Raw genomic sequence first — 16,804 nt, forward strand, 5'->3', positions numbered from 1 at the left:
ACCACAGCGTTAGCGGCCCGCCCCGCAAAAGCGGCCGGCAATCCATTCGAACACGCTGCCTTCGCGCAGCGAGCGGCTTTGTGCCTCGTCGCCGTAGTGGATCTGGTAAAGCGGCTTGCCACTGGCATTGCGCGCGCGATAGAGCGTTTGCGCAATCACCGTGTAGCTATGTCGCGCGCAATCGAGCACCACCTGCTTGACGGAAGAGCGGATCGGCTGCCCATCTGCCGTTTTGATCGTGAAGTCGGGTAGCACGTTGCGCAGCAGTCGGAAGTGCACGGTATGCGAATCGGCATCCGCTTCGGCGCTGGGCTGCGGCTTGACCGATTGCCGGTCGATATACGACACGATGCCATTGATGCTCTCGAACCGGCGCCAGCGGGAATCGGTGCTGGCCGATTCAGGCGCGGGTGTGGCACCGCCCGTCACGGCTTGCGCGGACGCTGTCGGCACTGCCGCCGACGCGGACACGGTTTGTGCGGATACGGGCATCGCTGCCCACTGCGCGGCCACCAGAGCGGTCGCCGCGATGGCGCTTTGCCAGCGCCAGCCTCCTGTTGTCATGGGATATCTCGCCTTGCTACAAAAACTCAGCGGGCGATTCTACCGCGATGGCGCAACCGCTTACATCACATCTGGCCAACGGGCTCGGCAACGTCCACGCCGGCAAAGCGCAGATACAGCGTGCGCAGTGCCTGCGTGAGCGGGCCAGGCTGGCCGTTGCCGATCTGCACGCCATCGATGAACACCACCGGCATCACGAACGTCGACGCGCTCGTATAGAACGCTTCGGCAGCTTGCTGGGCTTCGGCCACGGTAAAGGTGCGTTCCTCCAGCGTCAGGCCATGTTCGCGCGCCAGCGCCAGGATCGACACGCGCGTGATGCCCGGCAGCACGGCGTTCGACAGCGGCCGCGTAATTAACCGCTGATCTGCGGTGATGATGAACGCGGTCGACGACGCGCCCTCGGTCACGCGGTCGCCGTCGGTCATCCAGGCTTCGTGCGCACCGGCGCGGGCAGCGATCTGCTTGGCCATGACCTGCGGCAACAGGCCAACGCTCTTGATGTCGCAACGCTTCCAGCGCAGGTCGGGCACCGTCACCACGGTTGCGCCCTTCTTCGCCAGCGGGCTGTTGACGATGGATTTGACCTGCGTGAACGCCACGGCCGTCGGCGTGATGTCTGTGGGGATGCCGAAATCGCGCTCGGCCACGCCGCGCGTGACCTGCATGTAGACCACGCCCTCTTCCAGGCCGTTGCGCGCTACCAGCTCTTCGCACACACGCGTCCATTCAGCGGCGGTGTATGGGTTCTCGATGCCGATCTCGGACAGCGAGCGCGTCAGGCGGGCGAGGTGCGCGTCGTTGTCGACGAGCTTGCCGCGCGCCACGGCGGTCACCTCATAGATGCCGTCGGCAAAGGTGAAGCCGCGATCCATGACAGAGACAGTGGCTTCGGCGGCCGGCACGTATTGGCCGTTCAGGAAGATGATTCGGGACATGCTGGGAGAAGGAATTCAGGTGCGGGCGGGACTGCCCTGCCAACGAATCTACAGGATACGTGCGCCATGCCGCGAATACCGATGTGTGCCCACGTTATGCGAAAACAGCATGATGCACGGAACCCCTCCGTTAAACTCTGCCGTTTTTCAGCAGTCGCGCGCCAATGTCCCAACTCACCATCCGCCCGATCGTTGCAGACGACCTGCCCGGCATCCTGGCCGTGCAGCAGGCGTGCTACGGCGACGGGTTTCTGGAACCGGGCGATGCGCTTGCCAGCCGCTGGGCGCGCAGCCCGGCCATGTGCCTCGTCGCGCTGCGCGGTCGTGAGGTGGTCGGCTACCTGCTCTCGCATGCGTGGCACGCATGGGCACCGCCCAAATTGCACGTGCCGCTGCCCGACACCGATGCAACGGATGCTTTCTGGTTCGTGCATGACATGGCTATCGCGCCGGAGGGCCGTGGCCAGCGTTTGGGCGAGCGGCTTTACACGATGGCATGCGCCAGCGCCCGGGCTCAAGGTCTGGGCCAATCCCGGCTGGTAGCGGTGCAAGGCGCGGATGGCTTCTGGCGCCGCCTGGGTTATCGGCCTGCTGACATGGACAGCGCCGCGTGGGGAGCCCTGCGCGCCATCTACGGCGAAGACGCTGAATTGATGGAACGCGCACTGCCATGAGCGCCCCTCGCGTCACTCCGCTACAATTTGCAACATCCGTATATCTTCTGTAAGACTGCGCGCGCCCCATTCCACTACAGTGCGGCGTCTTGAGGAATTGCTACATGCATAAGAACTTCGCGCTGTACGTGCTGGCAGCCGCTGCCGCGCTGTCGTCACAGGCGGCTCTGGCCCGCGTCAATGTCGACATCGGAATCGGCGTGCCTGTTGCGCCGGTCTATGTCGAGCCCGCGCCGGTCTATGCTCCAGCGCCGGTGTACGCACCGCCCCCGCCGCCGGCCTACTACGCGCCGCCGCCGGTCTATGTCGCGCCGCAGCCGGTTATCGTTGCGCCTGGCTACTACGACGATGGCCGCGGCCGCGAATGGCAGGAACGCCAATGGCGCGAACAACGCTGGCGCGAGCGTGAATGGCGCAAGCACCATCGTCATGACGACGACGATTGATCCTGCGCACGGCCGCGCTCAGGCGGCCTTCTTCGCCAGGCCCAGATAGGTCTCGATCACGCGCGGGTTGACGGCCAGTTCCTGCGCCGGGCCTTCGAGCGTCATGTCGCCCGTTTCCAGCACATAACCGTAGTCGGCCACCTGCAACGCAGCGCGTGCGTTCTGCTCGATCAGCAGCGTTGCCACGCCGGTTTTGCGCAGGTCGCTGATGATGTGGAAGATCTCTTTGACGATGAGCGGCGCGAGGCCGAGGCTCGGCTCATCCAGCATCAGCAACTGGGGCTTGGCCATCAATGCGCGACCCACGGCCAGCATCTGGCGCTCGCCCCCAGAGAGGGTGCCGGCTTCCTGCATGCGCCGCTCTTTCAGGCGCGGGAACAGGTCGTACACCATCTCCATCTGATCGAGGTAGTTGCGCTCGCCCGCACGCTTGCGGCGGTACGCGCCGAGCACGAGGTTGTCTTCCACGCTCATGGTGGCAAACAGCTCGCGCTTTTCCGGGACGAGGCACATACCGCGTGCCACGCGCTTTTCGACCGGCAGACCGGTCAGGTTGTGGCCGAGATACGAGACCACGCCGCTGGCCGAACCGGAGGTCGGTAGTGCGCCCATGATGGCGCCCAGCATCGTCGATTTGCCCGCGCCGTTCGGGCCGATAACCGTCACGATCTGGCCCGCTCCCACCTTCAGGTTGGCGCCATGCAGCGCCTCCACCTTGCCATAGCGGACGTGCAGGTCCTTCACTTCCAAGATGACAGACATGCGCGCTCTCCTTATTCCACGCCGCCCAGATAGGCTTCCAGCACGGCGGGGTTCTGCTGCACTTCCTGCGGCAGCCCTTCGGCAATCTTGGTGCCGAATTCCATGACGACCAGCCGATCGGTGAGGTTCATGACGAAGTCCATGTCGTGCTCAACCAGCAGCACGCTCATGCCTTCGGCTTTCAGCTTGGTGAGCAGCGCAGCCAGCGCCTGCTTTTCCTTGTAGCGCAGGCCGGCGGCCGGCTCATCCAGCAGCAGCAGCGCCGGATCGCAGCACAGTGCGCGGGCGATTTCCAGAATGCGTTGCTGGCCCAGCGCCAGGCTGCCGGCTTCCTGATACATGCAATCGGCCAGGCCAACGCGTTCCAGTTGGCGGCGCGCTTCAAACAGCAGCTTTTGCTCTTCGGCCTGGTTCATGCGCACCACGCTGGCGAGCACGCCGCCCTGGGCCGCGAAGTCGCCCCGCAGGTGGGCGCCAAGCGCTACGTTTTCCAGCACGGTCATGCCCGAGAGCAATTGCACATGCTGGAAGGTACGGCCGATGCCGCGTTTGACGATCTCGCGCGAAGGCATGCCGCTGATGTGCTCGCCGCGGTAGAGCACCTCTCCACGCGTGACCGGCAGCACGCCTGTCACGAGGTTGAAGGTGGTCGACTTGCCTGCGCCATTGGGGCCGATCAGGCCGATGATCTCGCCGGCTTTCACCTGGAAGCTGACGTCGTTCACGGCAACCAGGCCGCCAAACTCCTTGCGTGCAGAGCGTACGTCGAGGATCAGCTCACCGGCATGCGGCTTCTCGCGCTGCTTGAGCGCCGGTGCGTCGTCGGGTGCACGGGCCGTCGGTGCCGAGGGAAACAGCTTGCGGATGAACGGCCATACGCCGTCACGCGCGTACTGCAGCAACAGCACAAGCAGCACGCCAAACACAATGATCTCGAAGTTGCCGTTGGAGCCCAGCAGCTTCGGCAGAATGCTTTGCAGGCTGTCTTTCAGGATGGTCAGCAAACCCGCGCCAAGCACCGCGCCCCACACGTGGCCCACGCCACCGACCACTGCCATGAACAGGTATTCGATACCGTAGTTCAGACCGAACGGCGTCGGGTTCACCGCGCGCTGCAGATGCGCATAGAGGAAGCCCGAAATGCACGCCAGCACCGCCGCAAACACGAAGATCACCACCTTCATCCACGCCGTGTTCACGCCCATGGCTTCGGCCATCGTGCCGCCACCCTTGAGCGCGCGGATAGCCCGGCCCGGGCGCGAATTCAGCAGGTTCTGCACCGCCAGCACTGCCACGACGACGACGGCCCAGATCAGATAGAACATCTCGCGCCCGGTCTGCAACGATTTGCCGAGCACGTTCAGCACCGGAATGCCGTTCAGCCCGTCGTACTTGCCCAGGAATTCCAGGTTGCCGAACAGGAAGAACAACGAGAGGCCCCACGCAATCGTCGCCAGAGGCAGGTAGTGGCCCGACATGCGCATCGTGATCAGGCCGATCACATAGGCGCTGACCACGGTGATGACGATCCCGGCCAGCAAGCCGATCCACGGCGACACACCATACTGCGTCGTCAGATACGCGGTGCTGTATGCACCAAGGCCGACGAACGCCGCTTGCCCGAACGAGGTCAGCCCGCCCACCCCCGTGAGCAGCACCAGCCCCAGCGCAACGAGGCTATACAGCCCGATGTAGTTCAGCAGCGTGATCCAGAATTCGGGCGTGGGCACGATCGGAATCAACGCAAGCACAACCACAAAGAAGGCGGTCAGCACGCGATTGCGAGAAAGCCAGTTGCGCTGCGCAGGGCCTTCCGAAGATTTGGTCAGCGTGTTCATCGGCTTATTCCTCTTCCTCGACATGCTTGGTGGTGAGCGACCGCCACAGCAGCACGGGAATGATGAGCGTAAATACGATCACCTCCTTGAACGCCGACGCCCAGAACGACGAATACGACTCCAGCAGCCCCACCAGCAGCGCGCCCAGCGCCGCCACCGGATAGCTCACGAGCCCACCCACGATGGCGCCCACGAAGCCCTTCAGGCCGATCAGGAAACCGGACTCGTAGTAGACCGTGGTCAGCGGTGCAATCAGGATGCCGCACAGCGCGCCAAGCGCCGCCGCAAGCGTGAAAGCCAATCGCCCCGCCTGTGTGGTGCCAATGCCGACGAGCCGCGCACCCAGCCGGTTTACCGCCGTCGCCCGCAGCGCCTTGCCCGACACCGTGCGGCCAAAGTAGAAGTACAGCGCCACAATCATCAGCACCGATACAGCCACCACCCAGAGGCTCTGGCCCGACACGGTGAGCGCACCCAGATCAAAGCGCGCATCGGAGAACGGATCCGTGCGCGAACCTTCCGCGCCGAACATCACGAGGCCGAGGCCCACCATCGCAAAGTGCACGCCCACCGAAACGATCAGCAGCACCAGCGTGCTGGCTTCGGCCAATGGCTCGTAGGCCAGGCGGTAGATCATGGGGCCCATTGGAATGACGATCAGCAGTGTCAACGCAACCTGCACAGGCATGGGCGACGTCATCGGTGCAAGCATGCTGGCGGCGATGTACACCGCAATCGGAAAGACCAGGTATTTGACCGCATAGATGGCGCCTGTGCGCAACGCATGCAGACGCAGTTCGGGTTGCAGCAGCGTGCGGCCCATCTCGACGAGGAACGTCAGCACACCCAGCGCAACCAGCATGCTGGCCGACAGCGGCGCCTTGTTGGCCTGGATGGCCGCCAGCGTGAGCGCGCCATACGCCACGAATTCGCCCTGCGGGATGAAGATCACGCGCGTGACGGAAAACACCAGCACGAGCGCCAGCGCCAGCAGCGCGTAGATCGCGCCCGATGTCACGCCGTCTTGCGCCAGGATGGCGGCAATCGACAAGTCCATGAAGCTCCTCGTTCTTGTAGTCGTGGAGTTCGCGCCGGATGTGGACCGGGCAAGGGGGCGCCACGAGTTACGAGATAGTAAATTTCTTACGACAGGATGAAATTGGCGACAACCCTAACGCATCGCCTTGCTCCGCCGGTTGCTGACCTTGGCGGGGCTGACCGCGGGCGCCTGCAGCATGGCAGACAGGCGCATCACGAACGTGCGCAGCGTGTGCTCCAGCTCGCCACCGCGCTGCGCGTGAAACAGGGGTTGCAGATTCAGCGCAATCAACACCAGCACAAGCTGCCCGCGCGCACCAAACACCGGCAGCGACAGCGCGTTCACGCCCGGTAGCAGGCTGCCCGTGACCCATGATGCGCCTTCAGTGCGGACGTCTTCGCACAGACGGTAGTACTCGGTAAGCGAACGCGGCAGCCCGGGCAAGTCGTCGCCAGCACGCTCGTGCAGCTCCCGCTCTACAAGCGGCAGCGTCTGTTCCATCGGCTGATACGCGCCGAACAGGCGGCCGGTAGCGGAATTGAGCATCGGCAACACGTCGCCAATACGCAGGTTCACGCCAGGCGCGCCGCCAGCCTTCTCCCAATGCACGACGGTCGGGCCACGATCGCTCCACACGGCAATGCCGATGGTGTGGCCGGTCTGGTCTCGCAAGCCGGCCAGCAACGGCCGCGTGCGGACGATGGCATCGGAGCGATTGAGGCTGGCCAGGCCCAGGCGAAGCGCAAAGGGCCCGAGTTCGTAGCGGCCGGTCAGCGGATCCTGCGACACGGCCCCCACGCGCTGCAGGCTCACCAGATAACGATGCGCCTTGGATGGATGCATCCCCGCCGCGCGTGCCAAATCGCCGAGCGCCATCGCCCGCATGGCACGCGTCAGCGCCACCAGTAATTGAGAGCCGACCTCGATGGATTGGATGCCCGAGCGGTCACGGCTTGCGCGCGCGTCTTCTGCATCGCCATCGGGTGGCAGGTCGTCTTCGACTTCCGTGATCTCCATGTCTCGGGGCGCGTTGGCTGCGGCTGGGCCGACAAAGTGCTGCGAGCGTAGCACGCAGCTTTGCTTTCACGGCCAGTTTTGATTTTTATGCATTGTAGAAATCATGCTTCTAATCATAATTCACGTATACCCTAGGCGCGTCTCCCGACCCTGCGGTCTATGATTGCCAGCGTTCGGCATGGCTTGGTATCAGTCACCCCCAACCCAGATTTTCCAAGCCCTGCACGTTGAAAACCAATTCCCCCAACCGTAATCAACTACACCAGGAGTGACAGAATGGCCAAAGCCTTCGCCTCGCAAGCCGACCTCGAGGCCAAACAAGTCACCTTCACCCAACTCTCCCCCAACGCTTACGCCTACACCGCCGAGGGCGACCCCAACTCTGGCGTCATCATCGGCGACGACTCGGTGTTGATCGTCGACACCACCGCCACGCCCGCGATGGCGCAAGACCTGATCGCTCGCATCCGCGCCATCACCGACAAACCGATCAAGCACGTGGTGCTGTCGCACTATCACGCCGTGCGCGTGCTCGGCGCGTCAGCCTACTTTGCCGAAGGCGCGCAGAACATCATTGCCAGCCGCGGCACGTACGAAATGATCGTCGAGCGCGGTGAAGCGGATATGAAATCCGAAATCGAACGCTTTCCGCGCCTGTTCGCGGGCGTTGAAACCGTGCCCGGGCTGACGTGGCCGACGCTGGTGTTCGAGCGCGAGCTGACACTGTTCCTGGGCAAGTTGGAAGTGAAGATCCTGCACCTCGGGCCCGGCCACACGAAGGGCGACACGGTGGTGTGGATTCCGTCGCAGAAGGTGCTGTTCTCCGGCGACCTCGTCGAATACGACGCTGCCTGCTACTGCGGTGACGCCCAACTCGAAGAATGGCCCGCCACGCTGGATGCACTGCGCGCGCTCGGCGCCGACAAGCTCGTGCCCGGCCGCGGCCCCGCGTTGCTCAATCCAGCCGAAGTCGACAAGGGTCTCGCCTATACGCGGGATTTCGTGTCCACGCTGCTGCAACGTGGCAAGGAAGCCGTCGCGCAAAAGATGGACCTGAAGGCCGCCATGGCGCACACCCGCGCAGCCATGGACCCGAAGTTCGGCAATGTCTTCATCTATGAGCACTGCCTGCCGTTTGACGTGACGCGTGCCTTTGATGAGGCCAGCGGCATCAAGCACCCGCGCATCTGGACAGCCGAGCGCGACAAGGAAATGTGGGCTGCCCTGCAAGGCTGAACATGAATCCCGACTTCCAGAACCGCGTCTTCCCGTATGCGCCGTGCGCCGAGCAGGAGCCCGGCGCGGCACCGGCGGCCCGCCCCGTCGTCATCGTAGGCGCCGGGCCGGTGGGGTTGGCCACGGCCATCGATCTGGCGCAGCAAGGTGTGGCCGTGGTCGTCGTCGACGACGATTGCATGCTGTCCACCGGCTCGCGCGCGATCTGCTTCTCCAAGCGGTCATTGGAGATTTTCGATCGGCTCGGCTGCGGCGACTGCATGGTCGACAAGGGCGTGAGCTGGAACGTCGGCAAGGTCTACCTGAAGAACGAACTGCTCTACAGCTTTGACCTGCTGCCCGAAACCGGCCACCGCCGGCCAGCGTTCATCAATCTGCAGCAGTACTACGTGGAAGGCTTTCTTGTTCAACGCGCGCAAGCCTTGCCGAACATCGAGCTGCGCTGGAAGAACAAGGTGACGGGCCTCTCACAGGATGCCGATGGCGTGACGCTCACCATCGAGACGCCCGACGGCACGTACGAGCAGCGCGCGCAATACGTTGTGGCCGCCGACGGCTCGCGCAGCCCGGTACGACACATGATGGGCCTCGAAGCGCGTGGCCAGACGTTCAAAGACCGCTTTCTGATCGCCGACGTTCGCATGGATGCGCCCTTCCCCAGCGAGCGTTGGTTCTGGTTTGACCCGCCGTTCCATCCGAATCAGTCAGTACTGCTGCACCACCAGCCCGACAACGTCTGGCGCATCGATTTCCAGCTCGGCTGGGACGCCGACCCCGTGGCCGAGAAGCAACCGGAGCGCGTCATCCCGCGCGTGCGCGCGCTGCTGGGGGAACGCGTCGATTTCGAGCTGGAATGGGTCAGCGTCTATACGTTCTCGTGCGAACGCATGGACCGCTTCCGCCACGGCCGCGTGCTCTTTATCGGCGATGCGGCACATCGGGTGTCGCCGTTCGGCGCACGCGGCGCCAACAGCGGCTTGCAGGATGCCGAGAACCTCGCGTGGAAGTTGCGCATGGTGCTCGACGGCGATGCGCCCGACGCGCTGCTCGACACCTACGCGAGCGAGCGCGAGTTCGCCGCCGACGACAACATCCGTCACTCCACCCGCTCGACCGACTTCATCACACCCAAGAGCGCAGTGAGCCGGCTTTTTCGCGATGCCACGCTGCGCTTGGCCAAGCACTATCCGTTTGCGCGGACGCTGGTCAACAGCGGTCGGCTGTCCATGCCGACCGTGCTGGAAGGCTCTTCATTGCAAACAGAAGATGAAGCGCCCTTCGCCTGCGCACTCGTGCCCGGCGCGGTCGCACTTGACGCGCCGGTGCGCAATGCCGATGGCCGCGCCGATTGGCTCCTCAGTCATCTGCACGGCGGCTTCATGGCGCTACGTTTCTGCGGTGCGGGAGAACACGTCGATGCGCTGCCGCTGCCCACGCTGGCAATCTTCCCGGTTGGCGGCATGGGCACGGTCTCTGCCAACGTGACCGCGCTGGAAGACATCGACGGCCTGGTCGCGCAACGCTATGACGCGCGCCCCGGCACGACCTACCTGATCCGCCCAGACCAGCACGTCTGCGCACGCTGGCGCGCGCTTGAGCCTGCCAAGCTGGCCGCTGCGTTGCTTCGTGCCACCGGGCAAACCGCGCCTGCGGAAACGCCGCACGCCACTGTCTCCGCCTGAGCTGAATACCGACCGCCATGCCGCTGAACACGCAACCCAACCTACCGCGCCCCGATGACTTTTACGAAGCGCTGATCGACGCGCATCGCAACCTGGACGACGAGCACAGCGCGATGCTCAATGCACAGCTCATCCTGCTGCTCGCAAACCATATCGGCGACATGGCGGTATTGCGTGAAGCGCTGGCGGCGGCGCGACTTGCATTGCCGGCGGCAACCTGAGCGCAGCGTGCGCAACGGCGCGCGCTCCATCATCAGGTGGAGCGCGGCAACCCGCACCGCGTGTTCAAAGGCGAACGTTTTGAGCCGGCAGACTAGCGACCGGCCTGCCGCATTCCGGCAAGCTGGCCACGCCGGTACTCACCTTGCCGCTCCAGCATCCAACCCGGGTATTCGGGCGGCAGCTTGCTCAGCTCATCGAGCTGCGCCAGTTCGTCCGCCGTCAGCTCAACCTTGGTGGCCGCGATGTTGTCGTCGAGCTGCTCGATCTTCTTGGCGCCCACGATCACGGTGGTCACTGCACGCTGATGCAGCAGCCACGCGAGCGCAATCTGCGCGACCGACACACTGCGCGCAGTGGCCATGACGCGCATGGCATCGACACAGGTGTAGGCACGCGCACGATCCACCGGCGGGAAGTCGAACTTGTTGCGGCGGCTGTCTTGCTCGCCGTGCTGTTCGCGCGTGTATTTGCCGCTGAGCAGGCCGCCAGCCAGCGGGCTCCATACCATCAGGCCGAGGCCTTCGCTTTTGAGCATCGGCACCAGTTCCCGCTCGAGGTCGCGGCCCGCAACCGTGTAATACGCCTGCAGGCTTTCGAAACGTGCGCAGCCGAGCCGCTCGGCAATCCCCAACGCCTTGACGATCTGCCACGCCGCCCAATTCGATACGCCCACATAGCGCACATGGCCATGCTGGACGAGCGTGTCGAGCGCACGCACGGTTTCTTCGATGGGCGTGGCCGGGTCGAAACCATGGATCTGATAGAGATCGATATGGTCGAGCTGCATCCGTTTCAGGCTCGCTTTGATGCCGTCCACGATGTGCAGGCGTGAGGCGCCGCGTGCGTTCACGCTGTCGCCGGTCTGGCCGAACACCTTGGTGGCGACGACCACGCTGTCGCGCGGCACTTTCAGGTTCTTGAGCGCCTGCCCCGTCATCTGTTCAGCGACGCCGTTGGCGTATACATCGGCCGTATCGATGAAATTGATGCCGGCGTCGAGCGCGCGCCCGATCAGGCGCTCAGCGTCGGCTTGCTGCAAATCACCGATGTGCTGCCATATGCCGTCGTTGCCGCCGAAGGTCATCGTGCCCAGGCACAGCTCCGATACAAACAGGCCAGTCCGGCCCAGTTGGTTGTAACGCATGTGATCGACTCCAATACGGTGGGAATGGAATGCTGAGCGCACAGGCTCAGATGCGGGAAACAACGCAGAGGATAGGACGGACTGGCTAATCCTGCAGCGCCCTCAGTGGGAAGCAGGATGGTGGCCCAGGCGCGAAGAGATGGCCGCACCGGCCTGCTGCAGCAGCGCGACGTAGTGCGCTTTGGTGTCGGCGCCGCAACGCATGGTCGGGAACGAGATCGACAGCCCCGCAATCACGCGGTCAAAACGATCGAACACCGGCACGGCAATGCACAGCAGACCGTCTTCCTGCTCTTCGTTGTCTTCGCCAAAACCTTGCTGGCGCACGCGCGGCAGGATGCTCAGCACGGCCTCTGCAGAGGCGAGCGTCTTCTGCGTGGACTTCTTGAACTCCACCTTCGACAGCACCTCGCGTGCCTCTTCCGGCGGCATGTACGCCAGCAGCACCTTGCCGATGGCCGTGCTGTGCAGCGGATTGCGCCGGCCGATGCGCGACTGCATGCGCAAGCCGTAATCGGCGTCGATCTTGTGGATATAGATAATGGCGTCTTCGTCAAACGCGCCCAGGTGGACGGCCTCGCGCGTGAGCTGACCGATGCGCCGCATCTCGGTGTCAGCCTCACGGACGAGGTCGACGCTTTCCAGCGCCTTGGCGCCAAGCTCGAACAGGCGGATGGTCAGCCGGTATCGATCGGTGTCGCCTTCCTGCGCGACATAGCCGAGGCCTTTGAGCGTCTGCAGGAAGCGGTGCACGGTCGTCTTGGACATACCCAACCGCTGCGACAACTCGCTCGGGCCGACGGCGCCAAGCTCGCCCATCGCGGCCAGGATGGTGAACACCTTGTCGACCGCCGAGACCGACTCGGCCTTATCGGCACCGGCATCAACGGGTTCATTGGCGGACGGGTCTTCCGGCTTCCGTTGCCGGGGCGTGGCTTTCATCTCTCGTGGTTCCGTGATTTCAAAATCTGGAGAGAGCATAACCGGTCTCATACCGCGTTCCACCTATCCACTTGCCGACTTGACTATCGCGCCAGCCAGCCGCCGTCCACCGCCAGCGTGTGGCCGTGCACGTAGTCCGATGCGGCCGAAGCCAGAAACACCACCGCGCCCGCCAAGTCGTCCGGCACGCCCCAGCGCCCGGCCGGAATGCGCGCGAGGATCTCTTCGCTGCGCTGCCGGTCTTCACGCAATTGCGCTGTGTTGTCGGTTTCCATGTAACCGGGCGCGATGGCGTTGACGTTGATGCCGCGCCCCGCCCACTCGTTGGCCAGCAGCCGGGTCAGCCCCAGCACACCGCTCTTCGATGCCGTATAAGACGGCACGCGAATGCCGCCCTGGAACGACAGCATCGATGCCACGTTGATGATCTTGCCGCGCCCGCCTTGCTGCACGAACTGCCGCGCCACCGCTTGCGAGAGAAAGAACACGCCCTTGAGGTTGACGTCGATGACTGCATCCCAATCGGCTTCGGAAAATTCGAGCGCATCGCAGCGGCGGATGATGCCCGCGTTGTTGACGAGGACGTCGACGCGGCCGAAGGTGTCCATCGCGGCTTCGACAATGCTGCCGATCGGCGCCAGCGAAGACAGATCGGCTCGCACGTCGACAAACCGCCGCCCAGCCGCTTCCACGCGCGCGGCTGTCTCCGCCGGGTCTGAGCGGTTGGCGCCGACGATGTCGCAACCGGCGGCCGCGAGCGCCGTCGCCATGCCCGCGCCCAACCCCGTGTTACTGCCGGTGACGATGGCCACCTTGCCGCTCAGGTCGAACAGGCTTGCGCTCTGGAGATAGGGATTCTCGAGCCGCATGGTGTCAGCGCAGGTCTGCAATGGCGATGTGATCCATGTCGTGGAACACCTGGTTCTCGCCGACCATGCCCCAGATGAAGGTGTAGGCCTGCGTGCCCACGCCCGAGTGGATCGACCAGCTGGGCGAGATCACGGCCTGCTCGTTGTGGACGAGGATGTGACGCGTCTCCTGCGGCTCGCCGAGCATGTGGAACACGGCGGCGTTGTCCGGCAGGTTGAAATAGAAGTACACCTCCATGCGGCGCTCGTGCGTGTGGCACGGCATCGTGTTCCACAGGCTGCCGGGCTCGAGCTTGGTCATGCCCATCGAAAGCTGGCAGGTGGGCAGCACGTCCGGCACGATGAACTTGTAGATCGTGCGCCGATTGCTGGTGGCCGGATCGCCCAGCGTTTCGGGCGACGCCTGCGCCAGCGTGATCGTGCGCGTGGGATACGCCGTATGTGCCGGCGCGCAGTTGATGTAGAACTTGGCGGGCCGCGCCGCATCGTCGCTGCCGAAGACGACGTCCTGACCGCCCTGGCCGATGTAGATTGCCTCTTCATTGCCAACGGCGTACCGCGTGCCATCCACCTCCACCCAGCCCGGGCCGCCAATGTTGATCGCGCCCAGCTCGCGGCGCTCCAGCAGATGGCTTACGCCCATCGACTTGGCGAGCGATGCCGGCACCTCCACCGGCCGCGTTGCCGGCCACGCACCGCCCACGATGATCCGGTCGATGTGGCTGTACGTGAGCTGAAGCGCATCGCGCTCAAACACCTGTTCCACCAGAAACTGCCGGCGCAGCCCGGCCGTGTCGAGAGTTTTTGCGTGTTCGCTGTGGATTCCTTGCCGCACTTCCATGCCGTTTCTCCGAAGGGAATGCACCGGCATTCATCGCGCTGCCGGCTGTTCTGGGTTGGATTGAAGCACAAAAAACGCAAACACGGAACGTCGATCCACATTTTTCGAATGAGACCCAGATCAAGCGGGACCAAACTGCACCGCACACATTTGCGCCCCAGGGTAAACGATAAATCCCTGAAATCAAAAAACATGGAACATCGTTCCATATCATCCGCTATAGTCACTCCACGATGTTGGACCCTGACCAACCGAGCCCATAGAGGCTCATGGAGGAGACGTGAAGATCAAGAAGGCGATTGACCGCATTCCGGGCGGCCTGATGCTCGTGCCGCTGCTGCTCGGTGCATGCGTGCATACGTTCGCGCCGGACGCGGGGAAGTACTTCGGCTCGTTCACCAACGGCCTGATCACCGGCACGGTACCGATCCTGGCGGTGTGGTTCTTCTGCATGGGCGCGACCATCGACCTGCATGCCACCGGCGTGGTGCTGCGCAAGTCCGGCACGCTGCTCGTCACCAAGATTGCCGTGGCGTGGCTGGCAACGCTGGTGGCTGCACAGTTCATTCCGGACGAAGGCATCAAGACCGGCATCCTTGCCGGACTGTCGGTATTGGCGATCACCACGTCGATGGACATGACCAACGGCGGGCTCTACGCCGCCGTCATGCAGCAGTACGGCACCAAGGAAGAAGCCAGCGCATTCGTGCTGATGTCGGTCGAATCCGGCCCGCTGGTCAGCATGTTGATCCTCGGCGCAACGGGCATCGCGGTGTTTGAGCCCAGGCTGTTCGTGGGCGCGGTGCTGCCGTTCCTGATCGGTTTTACGCTGGGCAATCTCGACAGTGAACTGCGCGAACTGTTCGGCCGCTGCGTGCATCCGCTTATTCCGTTCTTCGGCTTTGCGCTGGGCAACGGCATCGACCTGCACGTGATTGCCAAGAGCGGCCTCCCTGGCCTCTTGCTCGGCCTTACGGTGATCGTCATTACCGGCGTGCCGCTCATACTGGCGGACAAGTTCATTGCGGGCGGCAATGGCGCCGCAGGGCTGGCGGCATCGTCCACAGCCGGAGCGGCGGTCGCCAACCCGGCCATCATCGGCGAGATGATTCCCCGGTTCAAACCCCTGGTGCCGGCCGCCACGGCGCTCGTCGCCACGGCCTGCCTCGTCACGGCGATTCTCGTGCCGATCCTGACCGCGATATGGGTGCGGCGTGTGGGTCGCGCTGCGCCGTTGCCCGAGCCGGAAACCGCCAGCCTGCCACCACAGGCCGCGCACCGCGAAGCCCATTTCTGACCACGCCTGCGATGCACCGCACACACCCTCAGAGAGGAGATTGCCCATGCTGTTGTACACGTTTGTCCGCCGCATTGCGGGCGTTGCAATGACCGCCGCGCTCGCTGCCGGTAGCGCCTTCGCCCATGCGACCACCGATGCCGACACGGTTGCGCAAGCCGTCGAGCGCATGCGCGTTGCCATGGTGGCCAGCGACGGCGCCACGCTCACCGGGCTCATCGAAAACGACCTGACCTACGGCCACTCGTCGGGCAAGCTGGAAGACCGCGCAGCCTTCCTCAAGACGCTGGACGGCACGAATTCATTCAAGTCGATTGCGCTGACCAACCAGACCGTGCAGATCAACGGCGACAACGCGTGGGTGCGTCACGTGTTCGACTCCGTCAACAACCTGCCCGACGGCAAGACCAGCACCGCGCATATCGGCGTGCTGCAGGTGTGGAAGAAGCATCCGGACGGCTGGCGCCTGTTTGCGCGCCAGGCCTATCTGCTGCCCAAAGAATGAGCGGCGCCGCTTTTCCCGCGCGCCTGGCAGGCAAGACGGCGCTCGTGACAGCCGCTGCGCAAGGCATCGGCCGCGCCTGCGCCGAGCGCTTCGCCCGCGAAGGTGCCCACGTCATCGCCACCGATCTGCGCATCGACGCGTTGAACGATGTGCCGTTCGACGTCCGCCGGCTCGACGTGCGCGATACCCAGCAGGTCAATGCGCTCGCCGCCGAGCTTGGCGGCATCGACATCCTTTTCAACTGCGCGGGCTTCGTGCACGCCGGTTCGGTGCTGGAGTGCGATGAGGATGCGTGGGATTTCTCGTTCGACCTCAACGTCAAGTCGATGTACCGCACCCTGCGCGCGCTCCTGCCGGGCATGCTGGAACGCGGTGGCGGCAGCGTCATCAACATGTCGTCCGCCGCGTCGAGCATCAAGGGCGTGCCGAACCGCTTTGTGTATGGCGCATCGAAGGCGGCGGTAATCGGGCTGACCAAATCCGTGGCGGCAGACTTTGTGGCGCGCGGCATCCGCTGCAATGCGATCTGCCCCGGCACGGTGGTGTCACCCTCCCTCGTCCAGCGCATCGATGAGCAAGCCCGCACGCAAGGCAAACCGCGCGCGGAGGTCGAAGCGGCGTTCGTCGCACGCCAGCCGATGGGGCGCCTCGGGCAGCCGGAAGAGATTGCCGCGCTGGCCGCCTATCTGGCTTCCGACGAGGCCGCCTTTACGACGGGGCAAGTCCACCTGATCGACGGCGGCTGGTCAAATTGATACCTTGATGCCTTTCCCCCAACCGATTTGAAC

The 16,804-nt window shown here is 64.1% G+C and carries 18 protein-coding genes; 8 read left to right on the forward strand and 10 right to left on the reverse strand.

Annotated features, from left to right (window positions below):
• Positions 1-9: 9 nt before the first annotated feature.
• The gene (locus ACTJK6_RS23825) at positions 10-564 is read right to left on the reverse strand and encodes a surface-adhesin E family protein (RefSeq protein ID WP_440840306.1); all 555 of its coding nucleotides are present in this window, start codon (positions 562-564) and stop codon (positions 10-12) included.
• 65 nt (positions 565-629) lie between these two features.
• Complete coding sequence (locus ACTJK6_RS23830) at positions 630-1,502, reverse strand: D-amino-acid transaminase (protein WP_440840307.1); 873 nt, start codon at positions 1,500-1,502, stop codon at positions 630-632.
• Positions 1,503-1,666: 164 nt separating this feature from the next.
• Here ACTJK6_RS23830 and ACTJK6_RS23835 point away from each other — a divergent pair, with 164 nt between their 5' ends.
• Both ACTJK6_RS23835 and ACTJK6_RS23840 read left to right on the forward strand, forming a co-directional pair.
• Complete coding sequence (locus ACTJK6_RS23835; RefSeq protein WP_440840308.1) at positions 1,667-2,176, forward strand: GNAT family N-acetyltransferase; 510 nt, start codon at positions 1,667-1,669, stop codon at positions 2,174-2,176.
• Positions 2,177-2,280: 104 nt separating this feature from the next.
• Complete coding sequence (locus ACTJK6_RS23840) at positions 2,281-2,622, forward strand: hypothetical protein (RefSeq protein WP_232039303.1); 342 nt, start codon at positions 2,281-2,283, stop codon at positions 2,620-2,622.
• An 18-nt stretch (positions 2,623-2,640) separates the two neighbouring features.
• Here ACTJK6_RS23840 and ACTJK6_RS23845 read toward each other — a convergent pair whose 3' ends face one another.
• The 4 genes from ACTJK6_RS23845 to ACTJK6_RS23860 form a co-directional block, all read right to left on the reverse strand.
• Positions 2,641-3,384: an ABC transporter ATP-binding protein gene (locus ACTJK6_RS23845; protein ID WP_232039302.1), complete on the reverse strand. Its 744-nt coding sequence runs from the start codon at positions 3,382-3,384 to the stop codon at positions 2,641-2,643.
• Positions 3,385-3,395: 11 nt separating this feature from the next.
• A complete protein-coding gene (locus ACTJK6_RS23850) occupies positions 3,396-5,222 on the reverse strand; it encodes a branched-chain amino acid ABC transporter ATP-binding protein/permease (RefSeq protein WP_232039301.1) in 1,827 nt (608 codons plus the stop codon).
• Positions 5,223-5,226: 4 nt separating this feature from the next.
• Positions 5,227-6,279 carry a branched-chain amino acid ABC transporter permease gene (locus tag ACTJK6_RS23855; protein WP_440840309.1) on the reverse strand — a complete coding sequence of 351 codons (1,053 nt, stop codon included), beginning with the start codon at positions 6,277-6,279 and terminating at the stop codon, positions 5,227-5,229.
• A gap of 114 nt (positions 6,280-6,393) precedes the next feature.
• A complete protein-coding gene (locus ACTJK6_RS23860; RefSeq protein WP_440840310.1) occupies positions 6,394-7,278 on the reverse strand; it encodes an IclR family transcriptional regulator in 885 nt (294 codons plus the stop codon).
• Positions 7,279-7,554: 276 nt separating this feature from the next.
• Between ACTJK6_RS23860 and ACTJK6_RS23865 the strand changes: the two genes are divergently transcribed.
• From ACTJK6_RS23865 to ACTJK6_RS23875, 3 genes are read left to right on the forward strand one after another with little or no spacing between them, the layout of a single operon-like run.
• On the forward strand, positions 7,555-8,514 hold the full coding sequence (locus tag ACTJK6_RS23865; protein WP_232039299.1) for an MBL fold metallo-hydrolase: 960 nt from the start codon (positions 7,555-7,557) through the stop codon (positions 8,512-8,514).
• A gap of 2 nt (positions 8,515-8,516) precedes the next feature.
• Positions 8,517-10,196, forward strand: coding sequence for an FAD-dependent oxidoreductase (locus ACTJK6_RS23870; RefSeq protein ID WP_440840311.1), 1,680 nt, complete (start codon positions 8,517-8,519; stop codon positions 10,194-10,196).
• A gap of 17 nt (positions 10,197-10,213) precedes the next feature.
• On the forward strand, positions 10,214-10,417 hold the full coding sequence (locus ACTJK6_RS23875; protein WP_440840312.1) for a DUF2783 domain-containing protein: 204 nt from the start codon (positions 10,214-10,216) through the stop codon (positions 10,415-10,417).
• 92 nt (positions 10,418-10,509) lie between these two features.
• Here ACTJK6_RS23875 and ACTJK6_RS23880 read toward each other — a convergent pair whose 3' ends face one another.
• From ACTJK6_RS23880 to kduI, 4 genes are all read right to left on the reverse strand, one after another.
• Positions 10,510-11,562, reverse strand: a complete 1,053-nt coding sequence (locus ACTJK6_RS23880) for an aldo/keto reductase (RefSeq protein ID WP_440840313.1) — start codon at positions 11,560-11,562, stop codon at positions 10,510-10,512.
• Positions 11,563-11,664: 102 nt separating this feature from the next.
• Positions 11,665-12,504, reverse strand: coding sequence for a DNA-binding transcriptional regulator KdgR (kdgR, locus tag ACTJK6_RS23885; protein ID WP_440840314.1), 840 nt, complete (start codon positions 12,502-12,504; stop codon positions 11,665-11,667).
• An 83-nt stretch (positions 12,505-12,587) separates the two neighbouring features.
• Positions 12,588-13,373: a 2-dehydro-3-deoxy-D-gluconate 5-dehydrogenase KduD gene (kduD, locus tag ACTJK6_RS23890; RefSeq protein ID WP_440840315.1), complete on the reverse strand. Its 786-nt coding sequence runs from the start codon at positions 13,371-13,373 to the stop codon at positions 12,588-12,590.
• A 4-nt stretch (positions 13,374-13,377) separates the two neighbouring features.
• Positions 13,378-14,214, reverse strand: a complete 837-nt coding sequence (kduI, locus tag ACTJK6_RS23895; RefSeq protein ID WP_440840316.1) for a 5-dehydro-4-deoxy-D-glucuronate isomerase — start codon at positions 14,212-14,214, stop codon at positions 13,378-13,380.
• A 280-nt stretch (positions 14,215-14,494) separates the two neighbouring features.
• On the opposite strand from kduI, the gene kdgT reads away from it, so the two are divergent.
• Genes kdgT through ACTJK6_RS23910 form a run of 3 tightly spaced genes read left to right on the forward strand, consistent with a single transcriptional unit; the run spans position 14,495 to position 16,771 of the window.
• A complete protein-coding gene (gene kdgT / locus ACTJK6_RS23900; protein ID WP_343621343.1) occupies positions 14,495-15,511 on the forward strand; it encodes a 2-keto-3-deoxygluconate transporter in 1,017 nt (338 codons plus the stop codon).
• 46 nt (positions 15,512-15,557) lie between these two features.
• Positions 15,558-16,016, forward strand: coding sequence for a nuclear transport factor 2 family protein (locus ACTJK6_RS23905; RefSeq protein WP_260804181.1), 459 nt, complete (start codon positions 15,558-15,560; stop codon positions 16,014-16,016).
• The gene (locus ACTJK6_RS23910) at positions 16,013-16,771 is read left to right on the forward strand and encodes an SDR family oxidoreductase (protein ID WP_260804182.1); all 759 of its coding nucleotides are present in this window, start codon (positions 16,013-16,015) and stop codon (positions 16,769-16,771) included. The genes ACTJK6_RS23905 and ACTJK6_RS23910 overlap by 4 nt, the downstream gene beginning before the upstream one ends.
• Positions 16,772-16,804: the final 33 nt, after the last annotated feature.

This window comes from Ralstonia sp. 22086 (genome assembly GCF_052045975.1).
Classification (GTDB): domain Bacteria; phylum Pseudomonadota; class Gammaproteobacteria; order Burkholderiales; family Burkholderiaceae; genus Ralstonia; species Ralstonia wenshanensis.